This window comes from Rhodoluna lacicola (genome assembly GCF_000699505.1).
Taxonomy (GTDB): domain Bacteria; phylum Actinomycetota; class Actinomycetes; order Actinomycetales; family Microbacteriaceae; genus Rhodoluna; species Rhodoluna lacicola.
Genome location: NZ_CP007490.1, coordinates 357209 through 382759 on the forward strand (window position 1 = coordinate 357209; position 25551 = coordinate 382759).

A 25551-nucleotide genomic window follows, 5' to 3' on the forward strand; every position below is an offset into this window, starting at 1 on the left:
CTTGGCGTATGTCGCTGAATTTTGTGGATTCCAGCACGGGTCAAGCCGTTGGTTCAACTTCGTTAGCCCGTACAGTACTGCTTGCTGCAACAAAAGACATAGACGCCGAGTTATGCAACAAAATTCAGCAGGTCAAGAACTGGCGCAAGGAATATCTGGGCGTCTATCGAGCGCTGACCAAAACCGAGTTTTACCAAGAGCAAAATGGTTTAGAAATTGCGCACCTGGGACTGGAATTGCTGGCTAGGTCAATACACGATGATTCAGGACGCAACCTGGCCGAAATCGTAGAAGCCGGTTGGGTTGGTGACGCCCAGGTAGAAACTTTCATAATCAGCGGAACTTCCCCAATCAGGCCACTTTCTGTGTCAGGAATTTCTTCGCTAACCGATGCCGCCCAGATTTGGTCCCATGAAAAACTTGCCGAACCAGGTCTGGTTGGGTCCTTCAAATTTCTGGATGCTCACAAAAAACTTCCAATTTCGATGGACCTGCTAATTGCTCTTGCCGGTGCAGCTGAGTACGCACCAACCAAACACTGGCTAGGCGCGGGCGGAACCGTGGCTGTTGTTGCAAGAAAAAACACCCAGCGTTGGCTTGACTTAATTGCTCATGCCAGAAATAGTGCCGGTACTCTCTTGGTGCCCGTGCTGAAGAGCCGGGTGCCGTTGGATGCAATTTCACTCACCGATGAGGCCATCGCACAAAATGCAGGTCTGGATATTTGTGATGACGCAGAAGCCTTAGCCGGCTGGGTTGCTGCACTATCCATGACGCGAAAGGAACGAATTGTTCTTGGGCAGTACGCCTATGCCCCCGGGGCAAAACATATTCTTGTTCAAGCGGTCCAAGATGCTTTAGCTGCAAAAGTTTGCGCCAAATTACCAGCAAATCGAGTTGCTCTTGCTTGGCTAGCAACGCCAACTGATTCAACGGCTGTGCCGGCTGAAGTTTTGCAAGATGCGCTAAACCGATACGCCTCAAGATCCTGGGGTACAAAACTTCGCGATCTGATGCTGGGCATGCGCAAAACTAACGGCCAATTCTTTGACACTCGGTTTGGTGAAAAACTTGCCCTGATTGATCCGACTTCCACCGTCCAGGGGTCCAGTTACGCACTGGCCAAACGCTCGCAAAGGTGGCGAGCTTATTTGGCAAACAGTCAGGGAATAAAGGTCTCCTACGCAATCGCACCACCGGCACGCACTGAATCGGTGTTTAGTTTCAAACTCTTGAGGGCAACCTTCAGGGGAGCTCCAGCTTTTGGGGTTCAGGCATTTGGCGTCGACGATGCCGCCGTTGCGGCGACCGCCTTGCTCATCAGGGATCTACACGGGCCGATGCCTCATAGAGGGTCAACGGCGCTGCACACAGAAAGCGCCATCCACGGTGGTCTCTGGCGCATGATTTATTTGCCGAAATCGGTTTGGAATAAGGCCACGCTGATTGGCTGGCTAGGGCTGTTTAGCCGAAAATAAGTGAATGAATTTTGCTGCTCGACCGCTAGTCTTTGTTTACCTAGTGTTAACTTTCCGTTTCTAATGTGAACAACGTATTTTCAGAAATTTTCCCTAAGTTTCCTAAACGGTCATAATTCAGAAAGGATCCCGTGGATCCAATACTCATCGTTGCGTTGGTTGTCGGCCTCGCACTTTTCTTTGACTTCACTAACGGTTTTCACGACACTGCAAATTCAAGCGCTACGGCAATTGCTACAGGAGCCTTGAAGCCAAAGACCGCTGTCTTGATTGCAGCCATCATGAATTTTGTGGGAGCGTTTCTTTCCACTGCGGTAGCCAAAGCTATTTCCGTTTCCTTGATCAACGAGGGAATCGATATCGGTCCGGAATTGGTCTTCGCCGGTCTCACCGGTGCAATTTTATGGAATCTCACTACCTGGCTTTTGGGTCTTCCGTCATCTTCATCCCACGCTTTGTTTGGTGGTTTGGTTGGCGCAGCTTTGGCATTTGCAGGTGTGGCCGCCATCAATTTTCCAGCTGTGCTGGAAAAGGTTGTATTCCCGGCTTTGTTTGCCCCGGTAATCGCCGGACTTGCCGCTTTCCTGGCAACTCGCATCGCATACCTAATGACAGCTCGTTCGCAAAGTTCTCGCAAGGCAACCGGAATTGGCACGGGTCGCTCAAACTTCAAAGTGGGGCAGGTCTTCACTTCATCACTCGTAGCTCTCTCGCACGGAACAAATGACGCACAAAAGACGATGGGTGTGATTACTTTGGTTTTGGTTGCGGCTGGCCTTCAGCCAACCGGCGACCATGTAGAGTGGTGGGTCATTATCTCAGCCGCCACCGCGATTGCTGTTGGAACCTACATGGGTGGGTGGCGAATTATCAAGACTATGGGTTCCGGTCTTGCAGAGATCAAACCAGCACAAGGACTTGCCGCCGAGGTGGCGACTGCATCAACTATCCTCGCTTCAAGCAACCTAGGTTTTGCACTTTCTACAACTCAGGTTGCATCCGGCGGTGTCATGGGTGCTGGTCTTGGACGTAAGGGCGGTGCAGTGCGTTGGAACAAGGCAGGACAGGTAGTAACTGGTTGGTTGTTCACTCTGCCAGCAGCGGGTGCTGTCGGCGCGCTTTCCGCGTTTCTTGTGATGTCTGGACCGTTTGGAATTATTGCTGACCTGATTTTGGTAGTTTCCGTTTCAATCGCAATCTTCCAAATTTCTCGCCGCAACCGCATTAACCACAGCAATGTATTGAGCGAAGTCGAGGGTGCATCTGAAGTAATTGCCTCTCCTCGCCAGGTTAGAAAAGCTGCTGCGGAAGCAAAGAAAAAAGCTTCAAAGAAAGTGACCGCAAAAAAGGCGCCAAAGAAATCGGCGGCCACTAAGTCAAAGGGTGGAAAGTAATGATTAACTGGAACAGCCTAATTTTGGTAGCCATTGTGGCTATCGGCTCATCTGTTGGTTTGGTAACTGTTTTCTCGCTTGGCATGCGCCTGCTAACCAATGCTCAGAACATTAACCAGCACACCAAGAAAAAAGATGGTGTCAAGGTCTCCGAGGCAATCAACCGAATCGGTGCATATCTAATGTTCACAATATGTGGATCAGCGGTGCTTTACGGCATCTACCTGATCGTGCCCTACTTCCACCTAGACAAGTAGGAAAAATTGTCACTGAAAACCCCGGCCATGGACCGGGGTTTTCGCTTTACTGGCAAGATAGAGGCATGGCTACCGAAAAGAAAAAGAAATACGTATTGCTCACCGGCAAAGACGACGCTGCATTTTGTCAGCGAGTCTCCGACCGCATGGATGATGGCTACGAGCTCTATGGTTCACCGGCAATCACCTTCAATATTTTCAAGCGCCACCCAGTTGTGGCTCAAGCGTTGGTTCTAAAAAAGAAGCCAGCTCGCAAATCTTCGAAAAAGTAATCACAAAAATTTACTCATGGTGAATCCAATTGTCACTCCGCTTTCCGAACTAAAGAAGCGCTCTAGCTCAAAGTGGCGAAGATTTGCTCCTGACGTCCTACCCATGCACGTAGCCGAGATGGACTACGACATTGATGAGGGCATCAAGAAAATACTGCTTGAGAAAGTCTCTAATTCCGACCTTGGCTACACCGGTCCGATGCCAGAGGTGGCCGATGGTTTTGTGAAGTTCGCAGAGAGGCTCTGGGGTTGGCGCCCTGATGCCAAGCAAGTCCGGCTTTCAACCGATGTTGGAGTTTCGGCGGTTGAAATCTTTCGAGCACTTGGTAATAAAGGTGACGGCGTCGTAATCAACTCACCGGTCTACCACTCATTTTTTGATTGGATTGCTGAAGTAGAAATGCTGGTGCACGATGTGCCACTGGTTAGAGCCGCAACTGATTGGCAACTAGATTTAGTCGCGCTAGAAAACGCATTCAAACTAGGTCCTAAGTTTTATCTAATTTGCAACCCGCATAACCCATTGGGCAAGGTCTACACTCAAGCAGAACTTGCTACCGTCGCGGATTTAGCAAAGCACTACAACGTGACCGTGATTAGCGACGAAATTCACGCACCGCTGACCTACGTCAACACCGATTTTGTTCCCTACCTAAAGGTTTCTCAGTCTGCCAAGGAAACTGGAATCTGCATTACAGCTGCCAGTAAATCTTTCAATCTTGCTGGCCTCAAGGCGTCAATTATCGTTACTGATGCCGCACAAATGCACGAGCGGTTAGCCAAGTTGCCTGCGGCACTTCACTGGCGATCTGGCCTATTGGGCGCTTTTGCTATGGCAGAGGCATTCAGCAATGCGGGGTCGTGGCTTGATTCGGCGATTTCGGCAAATCTTGAATCACGCGAACTGTTGAGTCAACTGGTTGCTGACCAGCTGCCCAAGGTGAAGATGTGGATTCCAGATGCCGGTTATCTAGCTTGGTTAGACATTTCAGAATTGAATCTTGGCGATAATCCGGCGGCCAAAATCCTCAGCGAACAAAAGGTTGCCTTTGTACCTGGACCTGACCACGGCGAGGACTACAAAGATTATCTGCGGATCAACTTTGCCTGCCACCCCGACTCACTTAGGCGAGCCGTGCTGGCACTTGCCGCCTACGCAAACTAAATTCCTACTTCAGCGCCTGCTTCAGGTCAGCAATTAGGTCGTCAACGTTTTCAAGGCCCACCGATAGGCGCACCAAGTTTGGGGTAATTCCCATTTGCAATTGAATCTCAGGGCCAAGGCGGCGGTGAGTTGTTGATGCCGGGTGAGTAATCAACGACTTGCTGTCTCCAAGGTTGTTCGAGATGTCGATTACCCGCAAAGCATTCATGAACTTAAAGGTTTTCTCTTTGTTGCCTTTGATCTTGAAGCCAATTGTGGTGCCACCACCGCGCATCTGCTTTTTGGCAAGCTTGTAGTTCTTGTCGCTCTTTAGGAATGGGTAAGAAACCGATTCAATTTTCTTTTCGTTGGATAGGAATTCCGCTACCTTTAGCGCATTCGATGCCATGCGCTCAACCCGCATTGTCAAGGTCTCGAGCGATTTGAGCATCACCCAGGCGTTGAAAGCACTCATGCTTTGTCCGGTGTGACGCGTGAACGGAATTACCGAATTCTTTATGTAGTCCTTAGAGCCCAAAATCGCGCCGCCCAGCACGCGGCCCTGTCCGTCGATGTGCTTGGTTGCCGAATACATCACAACATCTGCCCCAAGTTCCAGAGGCTTCTGCAGAACTGGGCTGCCCATCACGTTGTCGACAATCACGGTTGCCCCAACCTTGTGGGCAAGATCGCTGACCATGCGAATGTCAACGATTTCCATCATTGGGTTGCTGGGTGACTCAATAAAGACAACTTTGGTTGGCTTGGCTAGCGCGTCCGCCCATTTCTTTTTGTCATTGCCATCCACCAATTCAATCTCTACGCCCCAGGCCGGAAGAATTTCATTCAGCACGACGTAGCAGGAAGAGAACATTGACATGGAGGCAACTATGCGGTCCCCGGCTTTGACCAAGCAGGCCACCGACGAAAACATCGCAGACATTCCGGTAGCGGTAGCAAAACAAGCTTCTGCACCCTCCAGGGCAGCCAGACGCTCCTCAAACATTGCGACGGTTGGATTTGAGAACCTGCTGTAGAGATGGTGAGCGGTTTCTTCTTTGAACGCAGCCTCTGCCATCTCTGCAGAGTCGTAGGTAAAGCCGCTGCTTAGGTAGAGAGCCTCACCAGTTTCACCGAACCCACTTCGTGACAGGCCGGCGCGAAGCGCAAGGGTATCGGGGTGTAATTGCCAGTTTGGCTTTTTACCATCGAAAGGATCTTGATAACCCCATGGGCGTGTGCGCTGTGTCATTCAACCAACAATATCGCATCCGGGGACTAGAACGAAGTGCTTGGCAAATCCTTTTCATCGTCGGTGATGCCTCTGATGATTCTAGAAACCACGTGAGATACCTCAAGCCCAACGCCAAAATTTGGAGCCTGGCCAAACACGGCTCTGGTTGCCAGGCCGGATTCTGTGTGCCCGGGACGAGCATCCAGCCATCTAATGCCAAGCTTCTTTAGTTCTTTGCTGGCAGCATTCGCGTAGCCAAGCAGAGCGGTTTTACTAGCTGAATAGGTGGCGAGACCTGCCATTGGGTTCTCGGCAATCACTCCGCTGATCGACACTACAAACGGGGCTTTGCCAGAATCACTTGATGCTTTCAGCTTTGAAATCAGTTGGCTCACCAGATTTATTTGACCAAGCGCATTGACTTCAAACAGTTTGCGTCGAACCTCAGGTGGAGTATCGGAAATTGGACCAAAGGCTACCAGGCCGGACGCCAACACGATACCGTCAAGAGATTCGGGAATTGAAGTGAGGTAATTAGCCAGCGTGTTGATTGAATCCTGATTCTCTAGATCCAAAAGCAATCGCTGAGCAAGATCGGCCCGCAATCTTGCCGAAGTCTCTGGACTTCGAGCCGTACCAAAAACGGTTGCTCCCGCTTCAATTAGTTGATTGCAAAACTCTGCTCCGAAGGCCCCGTTCGCCCCAACCACTAGAACTGATGATCCTGATAATGCCACCACGACTGTGCTCCTTTGCTTGGTCTAACCTTATGACATGAAAACAATCGGCAAGCCCGCGCTTTTTGCCGCGACCTTGGGTCCGGTCCAATCGGTGCTTGGTTGGGTAATTGCCGGCGCTCTTTGGCCAGGCTACGATCCAATTCGCAAAACCATCAGTGATTTGGCTGCAGATGATTCACCGGTGCAATGGATTCAATCTAGCTTTTTCATCTTGGGTGGAACTCTAAGTTTGATTGCGGCAATTTACGCCAGAAGTTTTGCCATGCCGGGGCGAGTGGTAATTTTTCTCGGCGGCGTGGCAACCTACGGCTTTACTTACTTCACCACCCCCAGCCAAGACAGCTCATCTGAAATGCATCGGGTATTTGCGATCATTTCTTTTGTTTTGTTCTCGGCCTGGCCGCTATTTTCAATGAGAATCTCAGGGAGCTACCCTTGGGTGCTTCGACCGGTTGGGGCAATTGTTGCCACCCTGGGCTTCACCGTGATTTCCCTGTGGTTCCTGAGCACATGGACCAACCCAGAAGCCACCAACGTGGGGCTGGTGGAGCGAATAATTGCGACTGCGCAGACTACTTATTTATCGGCAGTTATTTGGATTGCCTGGCTGCACGCCAAACGTTCCTGACTTTTCGTTTTTCCCCTGAATACTTATAACTATGTCTGTTGCGCAATCTCCGGTTCAAACCAGGCAGATTCGCACCGATATTCAGGCGCTCAGAACAATTGCGGTAACGCTGGTAGTTCTCTTTCATCTTTGGCCCAATAGACTCTCCGGCGGTTTCGTTGGGGTAGATGTATTTTTTGTAATCTCGGGTTTCCTAATTACCAAGCACCTAATCCAAGAGGTTCAGGACGGGCGCTTCAGCATCACGGGTTTCTGGGCCAGGCGAATAAAAAGACTGCTGCCCGCATCGTTCACAGTTTTGGGAGCCACAGCCGTTGCGGTGGTGCTGTTCGTGCCGGTGTCCCTATGGGAGCAGTGGTTGCAAGAAATTCAGGCCTCTGTTTTCTATTTCCAAAACTGGTACCTGGCTGCCGACGCGGTGAATTATTTGGCCCTGGCTAACCAATCTTCACCGGCACAGCATTTTTGGTCGCTATCAACTGAAGAGCAGTTTTACTTTGTCTGGCCCTTGCTGGTGGCCTTAGCTTTATTGATTACAAAGCGAATGGTCAAACTAAATGTTTCGAGTCGCAGAGTTTTACTGGTTATTTTCTCTACTGTCACGGTTCTGTCCTTCAGCTACTCCCTATATCTGACTAACACTGATCCAGCGGTTGCCTACTTCTCAACACCGGTACGCGCGTGGGAATTTGGAATAGGCGCAATAGCGGCATTCTTGAGACCAATCCAGAGCAGCGTGACTAAAACTGTTTTGGCGCTGACTGGTTTGCTGGCTATTTTTAGTTCAGGTTTGGTCATCACAAACCAGACCCCGTTTCCTGGTGTTGCTGCACTGGCTCCTACGGTGGGCACTTTTCTTGTAATAGTTGCGGCAATCGATACCGGTATTGTTTCAAGAATCTTGGGATTGAAACCCCTGCAGTGGGTTGGTGACAAGTCCTACGCAATCTACCTGTGGCATTGGCCCATTTTGATCGGTGTTCCGTTTGTCACCCACTCAGCTTTAACCACGATGCACAAAATCTGGATTGTGATAGCAACCTTGGTCTTGGCCTGGGCTACCGAGCGACTGATTGAAAAACCAATCTCAAAAATGCAGGTCAAAAAGTTCAAGGTCTTTGCTCTCACTGCCACGACTTCTGTATTGATTGCCTCACTCGCCGGTTTGGCTGTCAACTTGGGCAACCAGCGAATTGCTCAGGAGTTGGAGTTTGGCAAGGTTGGCCAAGTTGCCAGTCACGAGTGTTTTGGTGCCGCTGCTCGAATTACAACGGATTCAGATTGCAATAATTCCTCACTTGAGGGAATCTACCCATCGCTAACGGTGGCTGCATCGGATACGCCAACCTTGCCAGATGATTGCTTTTCCGTTACCCGTGAACAAACGGAAGCAAGTTTCTGCGCCCTTGGTTCGCGAACTGGCTCTGTCCGAGTTGCGGCAGTAGGAGACTCACACTTGGCGCAATTTGCTGGGGCGCTTAATGTTTTGGCCTTGAGAAATAATTGGCAACTTGATCTTTATGCCAAGGGTGGTTGCCCATTCACCTATGCCGTCCGAAAGCACGATGCTTTGCTCACCAAGAATTGCCCAATCTGGGTCGCTAACGCTGCGGCAAGGCTTGAGAATTCAAAGTACGAAGTTGTAATCACCTCGCAGCGTGCTGGAGTTGACTGGGTTGCCGGCAAGGTCTCCGCTGTGAAAGACCTTTCAAGGCTTTGGAATCAACTTTCGGCCAACGGTAATCGGATAATTGCAATCAAAGACAGCCCAAATCCTGGCAAAAACATTGTTGCCTGTTTATCGACTGGCGCGGAGTGTAATTTTTCAAGATCCAGCGGCTTGAAATTTGATCCACAGGTTGAAGCAGTTGCCAACTCTCCAGAGGTGCGACTGATTGACCTTGACGACATCTATTGCGAGCCGGCAAATTGCCTCGCCGTTATCGGTAACGTCGTTGTGTACCGCGACGACAATCACTTGACAGACACCTTTGCCAGAACACTCGCCCCGGTAATTGAGTCCGAAATTTTTGGCGCGCTAACCGGAAAATGAAAAATCCCAGTCTCATTGACTGGGATTTTTACATGTAGGCCCCGTGGGGATCGAACCCACGACCCTCGGATTAAAAGTCCGATGCTCTAACCAACTGAGCTAGAGGCCCACGCCTCGTAAACGAGACATTGCCGCAAAGCAACCTGACTAGTCTACCAAGCGAGGTTGGATTGGAAGTTCCTTAGAGGATTTGGTTGGCCACTCAACTACCAGCATGGCCGCGACCATCACGACCCCACCTAAGACGGTCTTTAGCCCAAGCACCTCTTGGCCCACAAGCACGGCAATCACAGCGGTCCAAAGCACCTCAGTGGTTAGGAAGATCGCCACCCTTGACGGGTCCATGATGCTCTGCGCCCAGGTTTGTACCAAGAATGCAACCGCGGTTGAGAATACGGCCGTGAAAACCACAGCGAACCAGCCATTGGCATCTACTGGCGGGTCGTAATCGCCATCCAAAAAGGCGCCTGCCCAGCTGTACAGTGCCACCATTGCAAGCTGAATCAAGGTCAAGGCATAAACATCTTTCCCCGGGCTCCAGACGCTCAAGCCAACGATGTGACCGGCGAACAGCAGGGCACACAGCACAATCCACAACTGATTGACGTCTACGCTGAATCCATTTAGGGTCAGCAAACCAAGTGCGCCAAGAGCCAGAACAATTCCGATAACCAGTTGCTTATTGATCTTGTTGCCGAACATCAGCCAACCCAAGAGCGGGGTCAGCACAACATAGAGACCGGTTATGAATCCGGTGATTGCGGCGGTGGTTAGTTCCAAACCGATTGTCTGGGTGATGTAACCTCCCGACAGCAACGTGCCAAGCAGTACACCGTGCTTAAGTAACTTGCCATCAATCGCCTTGAGGACGCTTGGTCGGAATGCAATCATCACCAATACAGCCAGGGTGAAACGGATTGCTAAAAAGTCATTGAATGGCTGAGCCGCAATGGCGTCTTTCATCACTACGAAAGCTGCGCCCCAGGCAATTGCCACGGCAAGCAGCGCAATTGCTGCCCAGGTTGTTTTTTTCATCCTGCCAGCCTAACCGACGCTGATTTTTTATTTCTTAGTCAGTGCTGCGTTCTTTGCCATTGAGGGGAATACCAGCCCGTGCATCGGCCAAACTGACCACCAGTATGCGTGTCCCAATAGACCTTTTGGCGCATAGATTGCCACCTGGGTCAGAATTGTCCCACCGGTTTCAACATCTTCCTCCAGCCCAAACTCCAACCAGGCCAAGCCTGGCATTTTCATTTCGGCGCGCAGGCGCAAAAGTTTGGGTCTAATGATTTCCTCAACTCGCCAAAAATCAAGCGCGTCACCAACTTGCAATTGGTTTGGGTCTCTGCGTCCTCGTCGCAATCCCACTCCACCAAAAATTTTGTCGATAAATCCGCGAACCTCCCAAGCCCAGGTCGCTAGAGAGTAACCGTTGTCACCACCGATAGCTTCTACGCGCTTCCAAACATCTTCAATTGAATCAGGGGAGTGCACGATGCGAACATCGCGATACAAAGTTCCACCGGCCCAATCGGGGTCAGTGGGTAGCGGCTCAGATGGAGTCCAAGGAACAGAGGCATCGCTCCATCTGGTTTCTACGCGGGCATCTTTGATTTTGGTAAGCGCAAGTTGCACCGCGCGCTTGAATGGAGTCAGCCCGCCTTCCGGATCTGGAATTAGACCACGAATGCTGTCGTCGGCGGCGACCACCTCATTCTTTAGGCTGGCTACCAGACGCTTTGCCAGTGTGTAGGGAACCGGAGTAACCAAACCAACCCAGCCGCTCGAGAGCCTTGGGGTAAGCACTGGAACCGGAATGATAATTCGCCTTGGCAATCCGGCAGCTTCTGCGTATTGCTGCATCATCTCTTTGTAGGTGAATATTTCTGGCCCACCAATATCAAATACTCCCGAGATGGTTGGGTTAATGCTTGCGGCACCCACCAAATATCTCAGCACGTCGCGCACCGCGATGGGTTGAATGCGCACGTTGACCCACTTTGGAACGGTCATGATTGGCAGGCGCTCGGTCAGGTAGCGCAACATTTCAAAAGATGCCGAACCAGAACCAATCACCACTCCGGCTCGCAGTTCAATTGTTGCTACTCCGGACTCGCGCAAAATCTTTCCAGTCTCGGCCCGGGCCTGCAGGTGCGGAGACATAACTTCGTTTGGCGCGATGATTCCGCCTAGGTAAACAATTCGCTTGACGCCCAATGCTTTAGCCGCCTCACCAAATCCCTTTGCCATATCGCGTTCTTCTTGCTCGAAGTTGTCTTTAGACATCAACGCGTGCAACAGATAGTAGGCAACGTCAACACCTATCATTGCCTCGGCTAGGACATCGGGGTTATGGGCATCACCCTCGGAGACTTCAACCTGGTCAATCCACGGGTGGTATTTCAATCGATCGGCATTGCGGGCAAGAATTCGAACTCGATAACCATGCTTGAGCAGTTCCACGATTAGGCGACCACCAATGTAGCCGGTGGCTCCGGTGACCAGGCAGAGCGCAGGCTTTCCGGATTCGTTCTTCAGTAGGGGAAGGCCTTGGCTCACCGATGAGTTCATGGCTCTAGATTACGCCGTAGCGCTCCACAGAAACTATCTTTCTATTCTCGCCATCATCCTTTGTGGTCAGATGAATAACAATCATCTCGGCTGGCTTCAAAGTGGTTCCCTCTTGCAGTTGATCCCTATGGGCTGCCGACGCATGCTTCGCTAGTGTTTCAAAAATTGTAGGGAGAGCCGGTCGGTGTGAGCAGATCACCGATGCCCGGCCATATTCGATTATGTCGTTGATGACGTTCTTGGTGCGCTTGGGGCCTTTTTTATTGCCGAGCTCGCTTAGTTGAGAGCGCTCGATGATTTTTAGTTTTCTCTTCTTGGCGTACGGCAAAACTGTATTTAGGCATCGAGACCACGGGCTGGTAATTACTCTCTTGGGTGCAAAGGCACCAAGTAACTTAACCAACTGTTTTGCCTGGGCGTACCCCTCGGGCAAGAGTGGTCGCTTGCCATCATCAATTGCCTCACCATTCATCCAGTCGGTTCGGGGTGTTGCTTTGGCATGCCGCAAAACAATTAGCGGCTTGGTTCTCAATTGTCCGCGCTTATAGATAGCCAGAAGTTCGTCCAGCACTTCGCTATCGAATTCATAGGTAAGAAGCTTTCTAGCTTCCTCTGGGGTGCGCCACTCAACGCTTTCGACCTCTTCAGAGGGCTTGAACTTTGATTTGGCAAGTGCCGCTGGAGTTACTCGCGCAGCCCAGTAGTGAACTTCTTTTGGTGTGCCGCTAGGAATTTTGTAATTCACAATTTTCAAACGTGGCCCAAGTTTAATCTTGAGTCCGGTTTCTTCAGCAATTTCTCTAACGGCAGTAACCGGTAGCAACTCACCTGGATCGACTTTGCCCTTGGGCCAACTCCAGTCATTGTGGCGATTGCGATGAATCAGTGCCACTAGAAGTTTGCCTTTTTCTTCGCGCCACAGAATGGCACCGGCTGCATAAATTGTCATTAGATTCGAACGTTGCGCTTGGCGTGTACTTCTTTCATGATTTGATCCTGCAGATCAATCAACAAGTTTCCGTTTGCATCTACCTTGTGACGGGTCCAGTTGCCATCCTCGGCCAGATACCAAGACGCAACGGAATCGCTCATTGCTGTTTCGAACAGCGAGTTCAATTCACGAATGTGATCCGGTTGCGAGAGGCGAACCAGAGCCTCAACACGGCGGTCTAGGTTTCTGTGCATCATGTCGGCAGAGCCAATGAAAACAGCGGGGTCGCCGCCACCGGCGAAAGCAAAAATTCTTGAGTGCTCTAGGTAACGGCCGAGCACCGATCGAACCTTGATGTTTTCACTTAGCCCAGGTACGCCCGGTTTCAATGCGCACATTCCACGCACCAAGATTTCTACGGGCACGCCCGCGTTTGAGGCCTTGTATAGCGAATCAATAATCTGCTCATCAACCAGCGAGTTGACCTTGATTCGAATCCGGGCATCCTTACCGGCTAGCTTGTTGGCAATCTCTTGCTCAATGCGGGCCGTTAGCCCTTCGCGAACTCCGTTTGGCGAAACCATCAAGGACTTGAATTCTGCCTCTGGTGCGTAGCCGGATAGCTGGTTGAACAGCTTGGTTAGGTCTTCACCGACAGATTCGCGCGAAGTAAGTAGACCGTAGTCCTCGTAGTAGCGTGCAGTCTTTGGGTTGTAGTTCCCGGTGCCCACGTGGCAGTAGCGGCGAAGCTGACCCTTTTCTTGGCGAATTACCAAGGCCAACTTGCAGTGCGTCTTCAAGCCGACGATTCCATAAACCACGTGCACGCCAGCCTGCTCAAGCTTGCGGGCCCAGGCAATGTTGTTTTGCTCATCGAAACGAGCCTTGATCTCAACCAGGGCCAGCACCTGCTTGCCAGCCTCGGCTGCCGCAATCAGTGCATCAACAATTGGTGAATCACCGGAGGTGCGGTACAGGGTCTGCTTGATTGCTAAAACCTTTGGATCTGCCGCAGCCTGTTCAACGAATGCCTGCACCGATGTAGAGAAAGACTCGTATGGGTGATGCATCAGGATGTCGCGCTGACGCATTGCCGAGAAAATGCTGACGTCTTTGTCTTCCACCGGTTGCAAGTAGCGATTAGTAATTACCTGGTGCGGTGGGTAGTGCAGATCGGCACGCTTGAGCGATGAAATTTCAAAAAGACCAGTCAGGTCAAGTGGTGATGGCAAGTGATAAACATCTTCATCGCTAATGTCCAACTCACGAATCAACAGCTCCAGAACCTCTGGGTTGATATCGTTGGCAACTTCAAGGCGAACCGGTGGACCAAAGCGGCGACGCAGCAATTCCTTCTCTAGCGCGAGCAAAAGATTTTCGCCCTCATCTTCGTCGACTTCAAGGTCTTCGTTGCGCGTAACGCGGAAGGTGTGGTGCTGCAAAACTTGCATGCCTGGGAAAAGTAAACCTAAGTACTCACCGATGATATCTTCGAGCGGAACGAATCGGGCGTCTTGAACTCCGCTATTGCCTGGGATGCGCACAAAACGGGGAAGCAGCGGTGGAACCTTGACGCGGGCAAAGTGTTCTTTATCGGTGTCTGGGTTTTTCAGGACCACAGCAAGATTCAGTGACAAGCCTGAAATGTAAGGAAAAGGGTGAGCAGGGTCTACCGCAAGCGGAGTCAGTACCGGGAAGATTTGGTTTTGAAAGTAGTCGTGTAGCAAAGAACGTTCAGAATCTTCCAGGTTCACCCAGCGCACAATGCGAATGCCTTTTTCTTTCATCGCCGGCTTGATGGTGTCAATGAACAGCTGAGCGTGACGCTCCTGCAGTCGGTGGGCTTCGCGGCTAATTTGGCTGAGCACCTCTTGCGGGGAAAGGCCAGAGCTTGAGGTCACTGCCAGTCCGGTGGCGATGCGGCGCTTGAGACCGGCAACGCGAACCATGAAAAACTCGTCAAGGTTTGAGGCAAAGATCGCTAGAAAGTTCACTCTTTCAAGCAAGTAAAGGTTTGGGTCTTCGGCCAGTTCCAAGACGCGCTGGTTAAACGCAAGCCAGCTGAGCTCGCGGTCAAGGTAGCGATTTGGGGCTAATTCGGTGCCGAAATCCGGCAACGAGATAGACATGGTTTCTTCTGAAGACATTCTTCAATCCTGCCACGCCCAGGTTGCTTGCCGGTAGCCGCAGTTTTACGGCCTGGTAAATGCCTTTCAGGGCATTCTTATGGGTGTTTTGCCTTTATTCGGAGACCGAATTGGTCAGGGAGTCGGCGTTTTCGTCGATGTTGAAGCGGTAACCCACGTTGCGCACTGTGCCAATTAGCGCCTCTAGATCGCCCAATTTGGCTCGAAGGCGGCGAATATGAACGTCAACCGTGCGGGTGCCACCAAAGTAGTCATAGCCCCAGACTTCGCTCAAGAGTTGTTCACGAGTGAAAACCCTGCCCGGGTGCTGGGCTAAAAAGCGCAGCAATTCAAATTCTTTATAAGTCAGGTCCAGTGGTCGTCCGTTTACCTTGGCCGAATAGCTTGCCTCATCAATGACCACCCCGGAGGCGTGAATCTTGTCGCTGCCCTCAACTTGCTTGGCTTTGCCAATCGCCAGCCGAATCCGGGCGTCCAGCTCGGCGGGCCCGGCGCCTTCAACCACAATGTCGGCGGCGCCCCACTCGGCGCTTACAGCGGCCAGCCCGCCCTCAGTGACCACCAAAATTAGGGGCGCACTGAGGCCGGTGGCGACGAGGATTTTGGCCAGTGACTTGGCTCCGGCCAGATCTCTGCGGGCGTCTAGAAAAATAAGGTCGTGACCCGGGGCATTTACAAGATTTGCGGGTTCCGCGGGGATCTGTCGTACCCGGTGGATTAGCAGGCCCAGCGCAGGAAGCACCTCTGATTCAGCTGTCGCTGACAAAACTAGAAGTTGAGCCATGATCTCTCCCAAAACGCTTGGCTAAAGTTTAGCCCTTTATTTATGCGGACTTAAGGCATGATTGCCTTGTGAAAGCGAAATGGGCCCAGATCATTATCATTTGGGCGTTGGTCGCCGCCGAAACTCTGATTCTGGTGATTGGTTTCAGCAGTGAGGGTCAAAACGTTGAGGCATCCTTTGGTGCCGTCTTGGCCGGATCAATAGCCACCGTCTCGCTGTTGCAACTGTTCCAAAACAACGCAGAGGGCTTCGTGCGCAAATTGGTTTACGTGGGTGGGGGAAGCTATCTGATTCTGGCAGTGGCCACCGCGTACCTTTTCTTGAAAGGTTAGACTTTAAACATGTTGCTAGCACTTGAGATTTTCTTTACCGGACTATTGGTCTTGGCTTCTTTGGCTATCGCGGGAGTTTCAGCGCTCGTGCTTTACAAGTTGTTCAAGGGTCAGAAATAGTTGTTCGTATTTCCTGAGGGGCTACCGCTGGAGCTCACTCCCTTCGCCTTCCTGGTTGGTAAATGGGAAGGTACCGGAATCATTAGTTACAAGCTGAATGACACCGATGAAGCGCCAATCGAGCGCGAGTTCAAGCAACGAATCGAATTTGCCCACGATGGTTCGAATGCCCTGACTTATGTTTCGTCGGCAGAACTAATTGATGAAGCGGGAACAATCCTGCCAAGCGAACTTGGCTACTGGAGAATTGCCCGACCAAGTGAATCAGCAGATCACGGGCCAGGCCTGATGATTGGCGTTGGTGAGAAGAGCCTGCAGACGCACGAAGATTTAGAGAAGCTTCGCAATAAAGAGGGTGGCTTTGATATTCAAGTTTCCGTTTTGCACCCTGGCGGAATGGCTGAGCTTTACAACGGAAAAATCAAGGGCGCTCGTGTAGACCTTGCCTCCGCTTACGGAACAGCTTTTGAAACTGCAAAAACCTACCGACACTCAACCCGCTTATTTGGGCTGGTAGAAAACGCCCTGCTGTGGGTTTGGGAAATTGCGCTGCCTGGTGCAGACCTAAAGCCCCACGCATCCGCGCGCCTCGAACGAGTGGAGTAAATCGTGAGCGCGGCTGAGCAAAACGCAAAAGAACATTTTGGTAACCCAAATATCGAGCAGCGCAACTTGGCCGCAGGCACCGCAGCAGTTGATTTGGGCGCTCGCGGAATAATCACAGTAACCGGACCAGATCGACTTGACTGGCTGCATTCGCTGCTTTCACAAAATCTCAAAAACCTTTTGCCCGGTGTTTCCGCCGAGGCTCTGCTGCTTGACCCCAACGGGCACATTGAACAGGTGATTCACTTTCTTGATGACGGCGAAACCTCTTGGTTGGTAATCGAGGCAGAAGGCCGCAAAAGTTTCTTGGCTTGGCTAAGCAAAATGATTTTCCGCATGAAAGTTGAAGTTGCCGATCGGTCAAGTGACTTTTCGGTGATTGGGCAAATCGGTGCTGGCATTCCACATGCCTATATTTCAAATGGCGTGGCTTTGATATGGCAAGATCCGTGGCCCGGAGTTGTCACCGGTGGTGTGCGCTACTCAATGGCACGACCAGCCAAGTGGCAGTGGACCGAATCACTTGTTGAAGTAAATAAAGTTGAAGCTGTTTTGGCTGAGTATGAAAAGGCTGGAACCATGGCCTACGACGCCTTGCGTGTTGCAGCTCATCGGCCGCGACAGCTAACCGAGGTAGATACCAAGGCATTGCCGCACGAGTTTGACTGGATGTCCACCGCGGTGCACATGTCCAAGGGTTGCTACCGCGGTCAAGAAACCGTGGCCAAGGTTCACAATCTGGGTCACCCACCGCGCCGACTTACTTTCTTGCACCTGGATGGTTCGGGTCATTTCTTGCCTTCTGCCGGTGATGAAGTTTTTGTGGTCGGAGAAAACGGCGTGGTTGAGGAGCGGTCGCGCGGACACGTCACTATTGCGGCCCAGCACTTTGAATCCGGTCCGATTGCGCTGGCGCTATTGAGTCGCTCGGTTCCGGAAGATGCACCGTTGGTGGTTCGCGGTGAAAGCGGCGAGATTGATGCGGCCCAAGAGGTGATTGTTCCAGCCAGCGCGGGTAAGGCGGCCAACCTACCCAAGCGCAATTTGTTGATGGGTGGAAAGCACTAGTGGCAATCAAGCCCGCAAAAGTTAATTGGACCGTCAGGACCTCGCTGCAGCGAGTTTTGGATTCGCTACCTTCGATCCTGCAAATCGTGGCCGCAGCAACTGCTGCCTATGCGATTGCGTATTTTCTTTTAGGTCACAAGAATCCAATCTTCGCGGTCACGGTAACTATTGCTTCACTTGGTTTCACCCGTGATGCCAGAATTCGCCGAGTGCTGCAGACAGCAATTGGCATGGTGGTTGGCATTGCACTTAGCGAAGTAATGCTGCTGCTTATCGGTGGTGGAATATGGCAGACCTCCATCGTCTTGCTGATTGCACTTATCGCGGCAAGATTCCTGTCGGGCACGGCAGCCTTTGCGTTGACCGTGGCTAGTCAGGCCATGCTGGTTTACATCATGCCCGCACCGGAGGGCGGAGCATTCATCAGAAGCCTTGATGGTGTGATTGGCGGATTGACTGCACTTTTGTTCACCGCATTTATTCCACGCGACCCAATGGGTTCGGCTTCTAAAGATGCCGGAAAACTATTTAGTGTTTTTCTTAATGCGGTTGACGCCCTTGAAGCCGCGGTGCGCACCGCCGATGTAAAAGTTGCCGACGCAGCTCTTGTTCGCGTTCGCGGATCACAACCCCTAGTTGATAACTGGCGCATGAGTTTAGACAGCGCAATCTCTGTCTCAAAGATTTCACCATTTATGAAAAAGCACCGCGAGGAATTAAGCGATCAGGTTCGCCTGATGCGCGGCATGGATTTAGCAACTAGAAACCTGCGAGTGGTCGTTCGCCGTGTTGACTTTTTAATTCGCGACGGAAAGCCGCGTGCCTACCTGGCCGATTTGTTCTCCCAAATTTCTGCGGCCACCGCTGTGTTGGCTAAGGGGCTTGAGGGCCCAGACGCACTTGCCGAGTCCAGAGCCATGTTGCTGGATGTTATTCACCAGCTTGATCCAAAGCGCTTTGGTATTGCTGATCAGCTCAGAGAGGCATCGGTGTTGCTGTTGCTTCGCCCGCTGCTGATTGATTTGCTGTGTGCCAGTGGCATGCGTGAGGACGACGCTCGTGCCGAACTTCCTGAGGTTTGAGCTTGCTGTGCCGTGCTTGCTCAAGCTAATTGGGTGCGACGGCCGACCATTCAATTGTCAGTTCGCCAAGGCGCCAGCGTTTGCGATCACCAATCAGTGGCCAACCAGCCGCCACCAATTGTTTGCAGGTTGAAACCCAACGCTGAGCGGCACTAAATGCACCAATTCCCGCGTTAGATTGCCAGGCCAAATCCAGCGCCTGCAGAAAATCATGAATCTTTTCGCCGGCAACGTTGTGGTGAATCAAAACCTTTGGCAAACGTTCGGCAATTTTGCTGGGCAAGTCCAACTCTGACAGTCGCAAAGAAATTGTGAAACTGATTGGTCCATTTTTATCCAGGGTCACCCAGCTAGATAACCTGCCAATCTCATCGCAGGTACCCTCAACCAAAATTCCACTGGCAGAAAGTCGCGACTGCATTTGCTGCCAAGCTGCTGCGACCTGGGATTCGTCATACTGGCGCAAAACATTGAAGGCGCGAATCACATCTGCCTGCTGTGCCAGATTTGCTGGCAGGGGAGTTTCAAATCCACCATGGGTAAAGTGCAGGTGTTCGTGCGCCACTGCAAGCCCACGCTCCACTCGTTCTCTATCTATCTCAATACCAACCACGTGTGTGTGCGAATTCACTTTGCGCAATCGTGAGAGCAGTTCAACCGCGGTAATTGGCGAGGCACCAAAGCCCAGGTCAACCACAATCGGTGTTGGAATTTGTCTGAGGAGCGGCTGGCTAGCAATGAAGCGATCGATGCGGCGAAGGCGATTGGGGTTAGTTGTTCCCCTGGTGATTGTGCCTATCGGCTTGCGTACTGCCACAGACACAATCTACCTCGGCCCGATAAGTCTCAAGCGGGCTCACGCTAAACTGGCTGGATGACTGCCAAATACACACTTATTCTTTTGCGCCACGGTAACTCGGTATGGAATCAGGAAAACCTGTTCACCGGTTGGGTGGACGTTGACCTTAGTGACCAGGGTCGCGCCGAGGCAAAGCGTGCAGGCGAACTGCTAGCTGAGTCGGGTCTAAAGCCAGATCTTCTTTACACATCTCGTTTGAAGCGTGCCATCAACACCGCGCACATTGCATTGAACGCTGCCGACCGCAGTTGGATTGATGTGCAGCGCGACTGGCGCTTGAACGAGCGTCACTACGGGGCACTGCAGGGCAAGGACAAGGCACAGACTTTGGCCGAGTACGGACCAGAAATGTTCCAGACTTGGCGCCGCAGCTTTGACGTGCCTCCGCCACCAATTGAAGACACCGATAAGTATTCGCAGGCCCACGATGAGCGCTACGCAGATCTTGGTGACAAGATTCCAAAGACCGAATGCTTGAAGGATGTGCTTGAGCGCATGCTGCCATTCTGGCTGTCTGACATTCAGCCATCGCTAAAGAGCGGCAAGACTGTTTTGGTTACTGCTCACGGAAACTCACTTCGCGCACTGGTTAAGCATCTTGATGGTGTTTCTGATGAAGACATCGCCGAGTTAAACATTCCAACCGGTATTCCACTGGTCTACAAGTTGGATGAAAACTTCAAGCCGGTTGTTGCCGGTGGCGAGTATCTAGATCCAGAGGCTGCAGCCGCTGGCGCTGCTGCAGTTGCTGCACAGGGTAATAAAAAATAAGTGAAATAAGAAGTAAAACGCTTTTATAAAAAAATGCCTCCCAATCCTGGGAGGCATTTTTTGGCTTATTCAGTCTCGGCCCATTCGCCCGTGGTTAGGTAACTAACCTTCGAGGAAATGTCAACCACGTGATCAGCGAAGCGCTCGTGGTAGCGGCTTGCCAAGGTCACATCCACGGTGAACATGGCGTTTTCTTTCCAGTCATCTCCAAGCACCACGTCAAATACGTGACGGTGCAATTCATCAACTCGGGCATCCTGCGCCTGGATTTCGCGCGCAAAATCTGCATCGGTGTTTTTTAGAAGTTCAACAACCTGCTTGGCAAGTTTTACATCTAGTTGACCCATCTCGGCGAAGGTACCGGCAAGCGATGCAGGAACCGCTGAGCCTGGAAAGCGGTAGCGAGCAATCGCGGCGATGTGACCGGCAAGGGCACCCATGCGCTCAAGCGAGGCAGAGATTCGAAGCGCCGAAACCAGAACGCGAAGATCGCGAGCAACAGGAGATTGTTTCGCCAGGATCTTGATAACGAGCTCATCAAGAGCCAGCGCCTTGTTGCCGGTAGCGTCGGCGATCGCAATTGCTTCATCGGCCAGGGTGGCATCTGAGGTGGTGAAAGCCTTTGAAGCCTTCTCGATCACTCTGGCCGAGTCTGAGGCAATCTCAACTAGGCGGGCTTGAACCTCTTGCAACTGGGATTGGAAAATCTCGCGCACGCGGGCACCTCTCGTTTGAATTCCTGTGCAGAATCGCAGGCAAAGGTAAACAAAGGCCAAACTTTTACTGAACTGCCCAAGAATTCCCTATTTTTAGCGGGTTCTGGGCTGTTAACCAAGGAAACAAATCACCTAGTCTTGAATCGTGAGCTACTCCTGGGAATTCTGGTCATCGGTAATTCTTGCCTTTGTTACTGGCTCAGTTGCGACCGGACTAATCGTCTGGAGTTCTAGCAAAGCCCAGGATGCCCAGCAAAAAGCCCAGGTGATCCCCGATGGAATTACCGGTGCCCTGCACGCTTTGGCTACCGCCGGTTTGGTTCTGGACTCAGACAACAAAATCGTTCGAGCCACCCGCAGTGCCTTTGCGCTTGGCCTGGTCCGCGATCAGTATTTGGTTCACCCAAAGCTGGTTGCTTTGGTCGATAAGGCGCGCAAATCAAAAAAGAGCAGCAAGGCTCGAGTCAAGGATTTTGCTCTGGCATCAGAAATTGGCGATGCCACCATCTGGGTAAACTCTCGCGCCCTGCACCTGGGTGAGGGCTTCGTGCTGCTTCTGGTCGAAGACCGCACGGAATCTCACAATCTTGAAGAAACTCGTCGCGATTTCGTGGCCAACATTTCTCATGAATTAAAGACCCCGATTGGTGCAATCAGTTTGCTTGCAGAGGCAGTTCAATCTGCGGCAGACGATCCAAAGCAGGTTCGCAAATTTGCCAAGAGCCTTGAAACCGAATCTTTGCGTCTTACTCAATTGGTGCAAGACATAATTCAGCTTTCGCGAGTCCAATCTGCAGACGTCGCGGGTGGAACCTCAGAGGTTGACCTACAGTTGGTTGTTGCCGAGGCAGTAGATCGCAATCGGGTCTTAGCAAATAAAAAGAAAATCCAACTGAAGGTTTCAACCACCGATGGCATTCGGGTTTTTGGTGATTTGGAATTGCTCACCACCGCCGCAAAGAATTTGATTGAGAACGCAATCTCTTACTCCGATACCGAATCACCGGTATCAATTTCACTGCGCAAGAAAAGTGGAGTTGCCGAGATCGCAATCAAGGACAAGGGTGCCGGAATTGCCACTGACGATCTGGACAGAATTTTTGAACGCTTCTACCGGGTTGACCAAAGCCGTTCACGGGCCACTGGTGGCACTGGGTTGGGGCTCAGCTTGGTAAAAAACATAGCCCAAAAGCACCTTGGTGAGGTTCAAGTCAAATCAAAGGTTGGCGCCGGTTCAACCTTCACAATTCGTATTCCATTAGCCACAGCTCCAATTGATGCCACAGGAAGTAAAAAATAATGACTCGAGTATTAGTTGTTGAAGATGAGCAATCGCTTCGTGAGCCGCTTGTTTACCTATTGAAAAAAGAAGGCTTTGAAACGGTAGAGGCTGCCGATGGCTCGCAAGCCATTGAACATTTTGAGAAGGGCAACATTGATTTGGTCCTGCTGGATCTGATGTTGCCTGGCATAAGCGGCAACGAGGTGTGTCGAATTATTCGCCAAACATCACAGGTGCCGATCATCATGTTGACCGCCAAGGATTCAGAAATTGACAAGGTCGTGGGTCTGGAAATCGGTGCTGATGACTACGTGACCAAGCCCTATTCCACTCGTGAACTTCTGGCGAGAATGAAAGCTGTTCTTCGTCGTCACACCGATGCGGTGCCGGTTAGTGACACCCCTGGCGTGATTGAGGTTGGCTCTGTGCGGATGGATGTGGATCGCCACATCGTTGAGGTGCACGGCGAGCGGGTCTCGATGCCACTCAAGGAATTTGAACTGCTGGAGCTATTGCTTGAGAACGCCAATCGAGTGCTAACCCGCGGTCAGATTATTGACCGGGTTTGGGGCTCGAATTACTTTGGTGACACCAAGACTCTTGACGTTCACATCAAGCGCATTCGCTCAAAGATTGAAGATGATCCGGCTCGGCCAGTTCACCTGTTGACCGTAAGGGGACTCGGCTATAAGTTCGAGGCCTAAGCGGAGCAAAGAACCTACCGCAACAAAAAATCCCCCATCAAATCGGTGGGGGATTTCTCTTTTAAGAATTATTTAGCCGATGGCTCGACTACTGATAGTGAATCCACCATCTTCTTGTAGAAATCGAAGGTGTCATCAAGTACCGGCACACGAACCTCTACCGGAGTGCCTGAGCCCTCCGCCACGTTGATGCGCACTACGCCGCCGGCCTTGCCGCCAAGGTTGATGGCCAGCGCCTGACCACCGTTGTAGCCAAGATCAATCTTTTGGCCACCATTCACGGTGAAAGTCACCTCTTTGGTCTCGTTCACGGCAGCATCGGTGTATTGGATTTTTAAGACCGCTGGCTCAAGGCCTGAGTTCACGATTGAGCCGGTAAGGGCCGACTGGGTGCCGTTAGTTAGGTAGATAAAGTTACGAACCTTTAGGTTTTCTAGGTCTGCCTGTGAGCCATCGGCAGGAGCGTAATCGATCTGCGAAGCCACTGGGCTGTTGAATGTGCATCCAGTTGTGCCAACTAGCACCGATGCAGCAATAACGACGGCAGCAAACTTACGAATAGCCAATTTTTCCTCCTGGGATGCGCAATACAACCCTCCCAGTTTAGCCCTTTGTTAAGGCCTGTCCCTGTGGTAAAATTGTGGTTTCTGAGAGGTAATCACCCGCATGAAGTTTGAAGTCGGCGAAACAGTCGTATACCCACACCACGGAGCAGCAAAGATCGTTGAGGTCGCTGACAAGACAATCCGTGGCGAGAAAAAGAAGTACCTGCAGCTTAAAGTTGCGCAGGGTGACCTGACCATTTGGGTTCCAGCTGAGAACGTTGACATGGTTGGTGTTCGAGACGTGATCGACAAAAAGGGTGTTCAGGTGGTTTACGGCGTTCTTCGCGCTGAATTCACCGAGGAGCCGACCAACTGGTCTCGCCGCTACAAGGCCAACCTAGAAAAGCTTGCATCGGGCGATGTTGTAAAGGTCTCTGAGGTTGTTCGCGATCTATGGCGCCGCGACCAGGACCGCGGTCTTTCTGCCGGAGAGAAGCGCATGCTCGCCAAGGCTCGTCAGATTTTGGTTTCAGAACTTGCGCTGGCTCACAAGAGCGACGAAGAAAAAGCTTCTGCAGAACTCGACAAGGTTCTAGCAACTCCAGGAAAGTAGTTCTTAAATGACCAGTCGCGATTTAGCGGTGGTCGTTGTTGCTGCTGGTTTGGGCACACGACTGGGTGCCGACAAACCCAAAGCCTTTGTTACTCTCGCCGAAAAAACCCTGATTGAGCACGCGCTCGAAAACGTTGCTGAGGTTCCGGCTCTTGAGCAGGTAATCGTTGCCGTTCCAGCCGGTCACGAGGCGCAGACCGTGGAAATTATTGAGCTTGCTCTGGCCGGTAAAAACGTTCGCTTCGACGTTGTAGTTGGTGGCCAAACTCGCCAGCAGTCAATTGCAAATGCACTTGGCGTGATCGACCCAGAAATAGAAGTTGTTTTAGTGCACGACGCCGCGCGCGCGTTGGCTCCGGCCTCGTTGTTTACCCGCGTGGCCAGCGAGGTGCGTCGCACCGGCTTAGGTGTTGTGCCGGTAATGAAAATTGCCGACACCGTTAAGCGAGTTGACGCAAATGTGGTGCGTGAAACCGTAGATCGCGAGGCACTTCGTGTTGCGCAGACTCCGCAGGGTTTTGTGGCCAAGGAATTACTAAAGGCCTACGCTGCAACAACTGCCGAACACACCGATGACGCTTCGCTGGTGCAGGCACACGGTATGCAGGTGAATGCCATCGAAGGTGATGAGCGCGCCTTCAAAATTACAACCGCCGATGACTTGACCGCTGCAGAACTTCGTTTTGTTGCAGCAGATTCGGATGGCAGCTTGCGAACAGGAATCGGCACTGACGTGCATCGCTTCACAGCGGATGCTGAAAAGCCGCTTTACCTTGGCACGGTTATTTGGCCAGGTGAGCGCGGACTTGACGGTCACAGTGATGGCGATGCAGTCAGCCACGCGATTGTCGATGCGTTGTTGTCGGCCGCGGGGCTTGGCGACATCGGTGCGAATTTTGGTGTGGACCGTCCGGAATTTGCCGGGGCAAATGGCCGAGTGTTCATTGAGGCCACCCTCAAACTTTTGCAGCAAAAAGGTTTTTCAGTCAGAAACGTTGCGGTTCAGATAATTGGCAACCGTCCAAAAGTTGCACCGATGCGTGCCGAGGTTGAAAAGGTTCTAACCGACATTATTGGCTCACCGGTGACTCTGGGCGCGACCACAACCGATGGCCTGGGTTTTCTAGGAAATGCAGAGGGAGTGGCCGCGGTAGCTACCGCGCTAATTGCGCACACCAATTCAGGGCCAACAACAGCCCCAAAGGTAGGCTAGCCTC

26 protein-coding genes and 1 tRNA gene are annotated in these 25551 nt (G+C 51.7%); 16 read left to right on the top strand and 11 right to left on the bottom strand.

Features of this window, described 5'->3' with window-relative positions; translation table 11 throughout:
• Positions 1-8: 8 nt before the first annotated feature.
• The 5 genes from RHOLA_RS01720 to RHOLA_RS01740 all read left to right on the top strand — a co-directional run bounded on the left by RHOLA_RS01720 (position 9) and on the right by RHOLA_RS01740 (position 4566).
• Entirely contained in the window at positions 9-1478 is a 1470-nt protein-coding gene (locus RHOLA_RS01720; protein ID WP_038501953.1) for a hypothetical protein, read from the top strand.
• Between the two features lie 131 nt (positions 1479-1609).
• Positions 1610-2872 (top strand): inorganic phosphate transporter, encoded by a 1263-nt coding sequence (locus RHOLA_RS01725; protein ID WP_038501954.1) that lies wholly within the window; start codon positions 1610-1612, stop codon positions 2870-2872.
• A complete protein-coding gene (locus tag RHOLA_RS01730; protein ID WP_051636180.1) occupies positions 2872-3129 on the top strand; it encodes a hypothetical protein in 258 nt (85 codons plus the stop codon). The genes RHOLA_RS01725 and RHOLA_RS01730 overlap by 1 nt, the downstream gene beginning before the upstream one ends.
• Positions 3130-3194: 65 nt before the next feature.
• Entirely contained in the window at positions 3195-3401 is a 207-nt protein-coding gene (locus tag RHOLA_RS01735; RefSeq protein WP_038501955.1) for a DUF1737 domain-containing protein, read from the top strand.
• A 16-nt stretch (positions 3402-3417) separates the two neighbouring features.
• Positions 3418-4566, top strand: a complete 1149-nt coding sequence (locus RHOLA_RS01740) for a MalY/PatB family protein (RefSeq protein WP_038501956.1) — start codon at positions 3418-3420, stop codon at positions 4564-4566.
• A 4-nt stretch (positions 4567-4570) separates the two neighbouring features.
• Here the strand turns inward: RHOLA_RS01740 and metZ are convergent, their stop codons facing one another.
• Both metZ and RHOLA_RS01750 read right to left on the bottom strand, forming a co-directional pair.
• A complete protein-coding gene (gene metZ, locus RHOLA_RS01745; protein ID WP_038501957.1) occupies positions 4571-5797 on the bottom strand; it encodes an O-succinylhomoserine sulfhydrylase in 1227 nt (408 codons plus the stop codon).
• A gap of 26 nt (positions 5798-5823) precedes the next feature.
• Positions 5824-6519: an SDR family NAD(P)-dependent oxidoreductase gene (locus tag RHOLA_RS01750; RefSeq protein WP_038501959.1), complete on the bottom strand. Its 696-nt coding sequence runs from the start codon at positions 6517-6519 to the stop codon at positions 5824-5826.
• A 34-nt stretch (positions 6520-6553) separates the two neighbouring features.
• Here RHOLA_RS01750 and RHOLA_RS01755 point away from each other — a divergent pair, with 34 nt between their 5' ends.
• Together RHOLA_RS01755 and RHOLA_RS01760 are read left to right on the top strand one after the other, a co-directional pair.
• Complete coding sequence (locus RHOLA_RS01755; RefSeq protein WP_038501960.1) at positions 6554-7147, top strand: DUF998 domain-containing protein; 594 nt, start codon at positions 6554-6556, stop codon at positions 7145-7147.
• Between the two features lie 31 nt (positions 7148-7178).
• On the top strand, positions 7179-9200 hold the full coding sequence (locus RHOLA_RS01760; RefSeq protein WP_038501962.1) for an acyltransferase family protein: 2022 nt from the start codon (positions 7179-7181) through the stop codon (positions 9198-9200).
• A 35-nt stretch (positions 9201-9235) separates the two neighbouring features.
• Here RHOLA_RS01760 and RHOLA_RS01765 read toward each other — a convergent pair.
• From RHOLA_RS01765 to RHOLA_RS01790, 6 genes are all read right to left on the bottom strand, one after another.
• Positions 9236-9309, bottom strand: a tRNA-Lys gene (locus RHOLA_RS01765).
• Between the two features lie 38 nt (positions 9310-9347).
• Positions 9348-10235: a DMT family transporter gene (locus RHOLA_RS01770; RefSeq protein ID WP_051636181.1), complete on the bottom strand. Its 888-nt coding sequence runs from the start codon at positions 10233-10235 to the stop codon at positions 9348-9350.
• A gap of 27 nt (positions 10236-10262) precedes the next feature.
• On the bottom strand, positions 10263-11774 hold the full coding sequence (locus RHOLA_RS01775) for an SDR family oxidoreductase (RefSeq protein ID WP_051636182.1): 1512 nt from the start codon (positions 11772-11774) through the stop codon (positions 10263-10265).
• Between the two features lie 4 nt (positions 11775-11778).
• Complete coding sequence (locus RHOLA_RS01780; protein WP_038501964.1) at positions 11779-12723, bottom strand: NUDIX hydrolase; 945 nt, start codon at positions 12721-12723, stop codon at positions 11779-11781.
• On the bottom strand, positions 12723-14852 hold the full coding sequence (locus RHOLA_RS01785; protein ID WP_038501965.1) for an RNA degradosome polyphosphate kinase: 2130 nt from the start codon (positions 14850-14852) through the stop codon (positions 12723-12725). Before RHOLA_RS01785 ends, RHOLA_RS01780 begins: the two co-directional genes overlap by 1 nt.
• 94 nt (positions 14853-14946) lie before the next feature.
• Positions 14947-15636 (bottom strand): response regulator transcription factor, encoded by a 690-nt coding sequence (locus RHOLA_RS01790; protein WP_038501966.1) that lies wholly within the window; start codon positions 15634-15636, stop codon positions 14947-14949.
• Positions 15637-15704: 68 nt separating this feature from the next.
• On the opposite strand from RHOLA_RS01790, the gene RHOLA_RS01795 reads away from it, so the two are divergent.
• The 4 genes from RHOLA_RS01795 (at position 15705) to RHOLA_RS01810 (ending at position 18844) form a co-directional block, all read left to right on the top strand.
• Positions 15705-15968, top strand: a complete 264-nt coding sequence (locus RHOLA_RS01795) for a hypothetical protein (RefSeq protein ID WP_038501967.1) — start codon at positions 15705-15707, stop codon at positions 15966-15968.
• Between the two features lie 120 nt (positions 15969-16088).
• Positions 16089-16694, top strand: coding sequence for a heme-binding beta-barrel domain-containing protein (locus RHOLA_RS01800; protein ID WP_038501969.1), 606 nt, complete (start codon positions 16089-16091; stop codon positions 16692-16694).
• A 3-nt stretch (positions 16695-16697) separates the two neighbouring features.
• Complete coding sequence (ygfZ, locus tag RHOLA_RS01805) at positions 16698-17762, top strand: CAF17-like 4Fe-4S cluster assembly/insertion protein YgfZ (RefSeq protein WP_051636183.1); 1065 nt, start codon at positions 16698-16700, stop codon at positions 17760-17762.
• Entirely contained in the window at positions 17762-18844 is a 1083-nt protein-coding gene (locus RHOLA_RS01810; RefSeq protein WP_051636184.1) for an FUSC family protein, read from the top strand. Before ygfZ ends, RHOLA_RS01810 begins: the two co-directional genes overlap by 1 nt.
• 25 nt (positions 18845-18869) lie before the next feature.
• Here RHOLA_RS01810 and RHOLA_RS01815 read toward each other — a convergent pair whose 3' ends face one another.
• Positions 18870-19661: a class I SAM-dependent methyltransferase gene (locus RHOLA_RS01815; RefSeq protein WP_038503706.1), complete on the bottom strand. Its 792-nt coding sequence runs from the start codon at positions 19659-19661 to the stop codon at positions 18870-18872.
• Positions 19662-19718: 57 nt separating this feature from the next.
• Here RHOLA_RS01815 and RHOLA_RS01820 point away from each other — a divergent pair, with 57 nt between their 5' ends.
• Positions 19719-20474 (top strand): phosphoglyceromutase, encoded by a 756-nt coding sequence (locus tag RHOLA_RS01820; RefSeq protein WP_038501973.1) that lies wholly within the window; start codon positions 19719-19721, stop codon positions 20472-20474.
• Positions 20475-20539: 65 nt separating this feature from the next.
• Here the strand turns inward: RHOLA_RS01820 and phoU are convergent, their stop codons facing one another.
• Positions 20540-21190, bottom strand: coding sequence for a phosphate signaling complex protein PhoU (gene phoU, locus RHOLA_RS01825; protein ID WP_038501975.1), 651 nt, complete (start codon positions 21188-21190; stop codon positions 20540-20542).
• 145 nt (positions 21191-21335) lie between these two features.
• Here phoU and RHOLA_RS01830 point away from each other — a divergent pair, with 145 nt between their 5' ends.
• Positions 21336-22490, top strand: a complete 1155-nt coding sequence (locus RHOLA_RS01830; protein WP_096334817.1) for a sensor histidine kinase — start codon at positions 21336-21338, stop codon at positions 22488-22490.
• Positions 22490-23176 (top strand): response regulator transcription factor, encoded by a 687-nt coding sequence (locus RHOLA_RS01835; RefSeq protein WP_038501976.1) that lies wholly within the window; start codon positions 22490-22492, stop codon positions 23174-23176. The genes RHOLA_RS01830 and RHOLA_RS01835 overlap by 1 nt, the downstream gene beginning before the upstream one ends.
• A 68-nt stretch (positions 23177-23244) precedes the next feature.
• Here RHOLA_RS01835 and RHOLA_RS01840 read toward each other — a convergent pair whose 3' ends face one another.
• Positions 23245-23742 carry a hypothetical protein gene (locus RHOLA_RS01840; RefSeq protein WP_038501978.1) on the bottom strand — a complete coding sequence of 166 codons (498 nt, stop codon included), beginning with the start codon at positions 23740-23742 and terminating at the stop codon, positions 23245-23247.
• A gap of 100 nt (positions 23743-23842) precedes the next feature.
• Between RHOLA_RS01840 and RHOLA_RS01845 the strand changes: the two genes are divergently transcribed.
• Positions 23843-24334 (top strand): CarD family transcriptional regulator, encoded by a 492-nt coding sequence (locus RHOLA_RS01845; protein ID WP_038501980.1) that lies wholly within the window; start codon positions 23843-23845, stop codon positions 24332-24334.
• Positions 24335-24341: 7 nt separating this feature from the next.
• Positions 24342-25547 (top strand): 2-C-methyl-D-erythritol 4-phosphate cytidylyltransferase, encoded by a 1206-nt coding sequence (ispD, locus tag RHOLA_RS01850; RefSeq protein ID WP_051636185.1) that lies wholly within the window; start codon positions 24342-24344, stop codon positions 25545-25547.
• Positions 25548-25551 lie beyond the last annotated feature (4 nt).

What these genes read in the sequence shown, in the direction of transcription:
- ispD (WP_051636185.1), top strand. Translation starts at nt 24,342, where the DNA reads ATGACCAGTCGCGATTTAGCGGTGGTCGTTGTTGCTGCTGGTTTGGGC.
- RHOLA_RS01785 (WP_038501965.1), bottom strand. Translation starts at nt 14,852, where the DNA reads ATGTCTTCAGAAGAAACCATGTCTATCTCGTTGCCGGATTTCGGCACC.
- RHOLA_RS01835 (WP_038501976.1), top strand. Translation starts at nt 22,490, where the DNA reads ATGACTCGAGTATTAGTTGTTGAAGATGAGCAATCGCTTCGTGAGCCG.
- metZ (WP_038501957.1), bottom strand. Translation starts at nt 5,797, where the DNA reads ATGACACAGCGCACACGCCCATGGGGTTATCAAGATCCTTTCGATGGT.
- RHOLA_RS01775 (WP_051636182.1), bottom strand. Translation starts at nt 11,774, where the DNA reads ATGAACTCATCGGTGAGCCAAGGCCTTCCCCTACTGAAGAACGAATCC.
- RHOLA_RS01780 (WP_038501964.1), bottom strand. Translation starts at nt 12,723, where the DNA reads ATGACAATTTATGCAGCCGGTGCCATTCTGTGGCGCGAAGAAAAAGGC.
- RHOLA_RS01735 (WP_038501955.1), top strand. Translation starts at nt 3,195, where the DNA reads ATGGCTACCGAAAAGAAAAAGAAATACGTATTGCTCACCGGCAAAGAC.
- RHOLA_RS01755 (WP_038501960.1), top strand. Translation starts at nt 6,554, where the DNA reads ATGAAAACAATCGGCAAGCCCGCGCTTTTTGCCGCGACCTTGGGTCCG.
- RHOLA_RS01845 (WP_038501980.1), top strand. Translation starts at nt 23,843, where the DNA reads ATGAAGTTTGAAGTCGGCGAAACAGTCGTATACCCACACCACGGAGCA.
- RHOLA_RS01730 (WP_051636180.1), top strand. Translation starts at nt 2,872, where the DNA reads ATGATTAACTGGAACAGCCTAATTTTGGTAGCCATTGTGGCTATCGGC.
- RHOLA_RS01820 (WP_038501973.1), top strand. Translation starts at nt 19,719, where the DNA reads ATGACTGCCAAATACACACTTATTCTTTTGCGCCACGGTAACTCGGTA.
- RHOLA_RS01790 (WP_038501966.1), bottom strand. Translation starts at nt 15,636, where the DNA reads ATGGCTCAACTTCTAGTTTTGTCAGCGACAGCTGAATCAGAGGTGCTT.
- RHOLA_RS01740 (WP_038501956.1), top strand. Translation starts at nt 3,418, where the DNA reads ATGGTGAATCCAATTGTCACTCCGCTTTCCGAACTAAAGAAGCGCTCT.
- RHOLA_RS01760 (WP_038501962.1), top strand. Translation starts at nt 7,179, where the DNA reads ATGTCTGTTGCGCAATCTCCGGTTCAAACCAGGCAGATTCGCACCGAT.
- RHOLA_RS01770 (WP_051636181.1), bottom strand. Translation starts at nt 10,235, where the DNA reads ATGAAAAAAACAACCTGGGCAGCAATTGCGCTGCTTGCCGTGGCAATT.
- RHOLA_RS01720 (WP_038501953.1), top strand. Translation starts at nt 9, where the DNA reads ATGTCGCTGAATTTTGTGGATTCCAGCACGGGTCAAGCCGTTGGTTCA.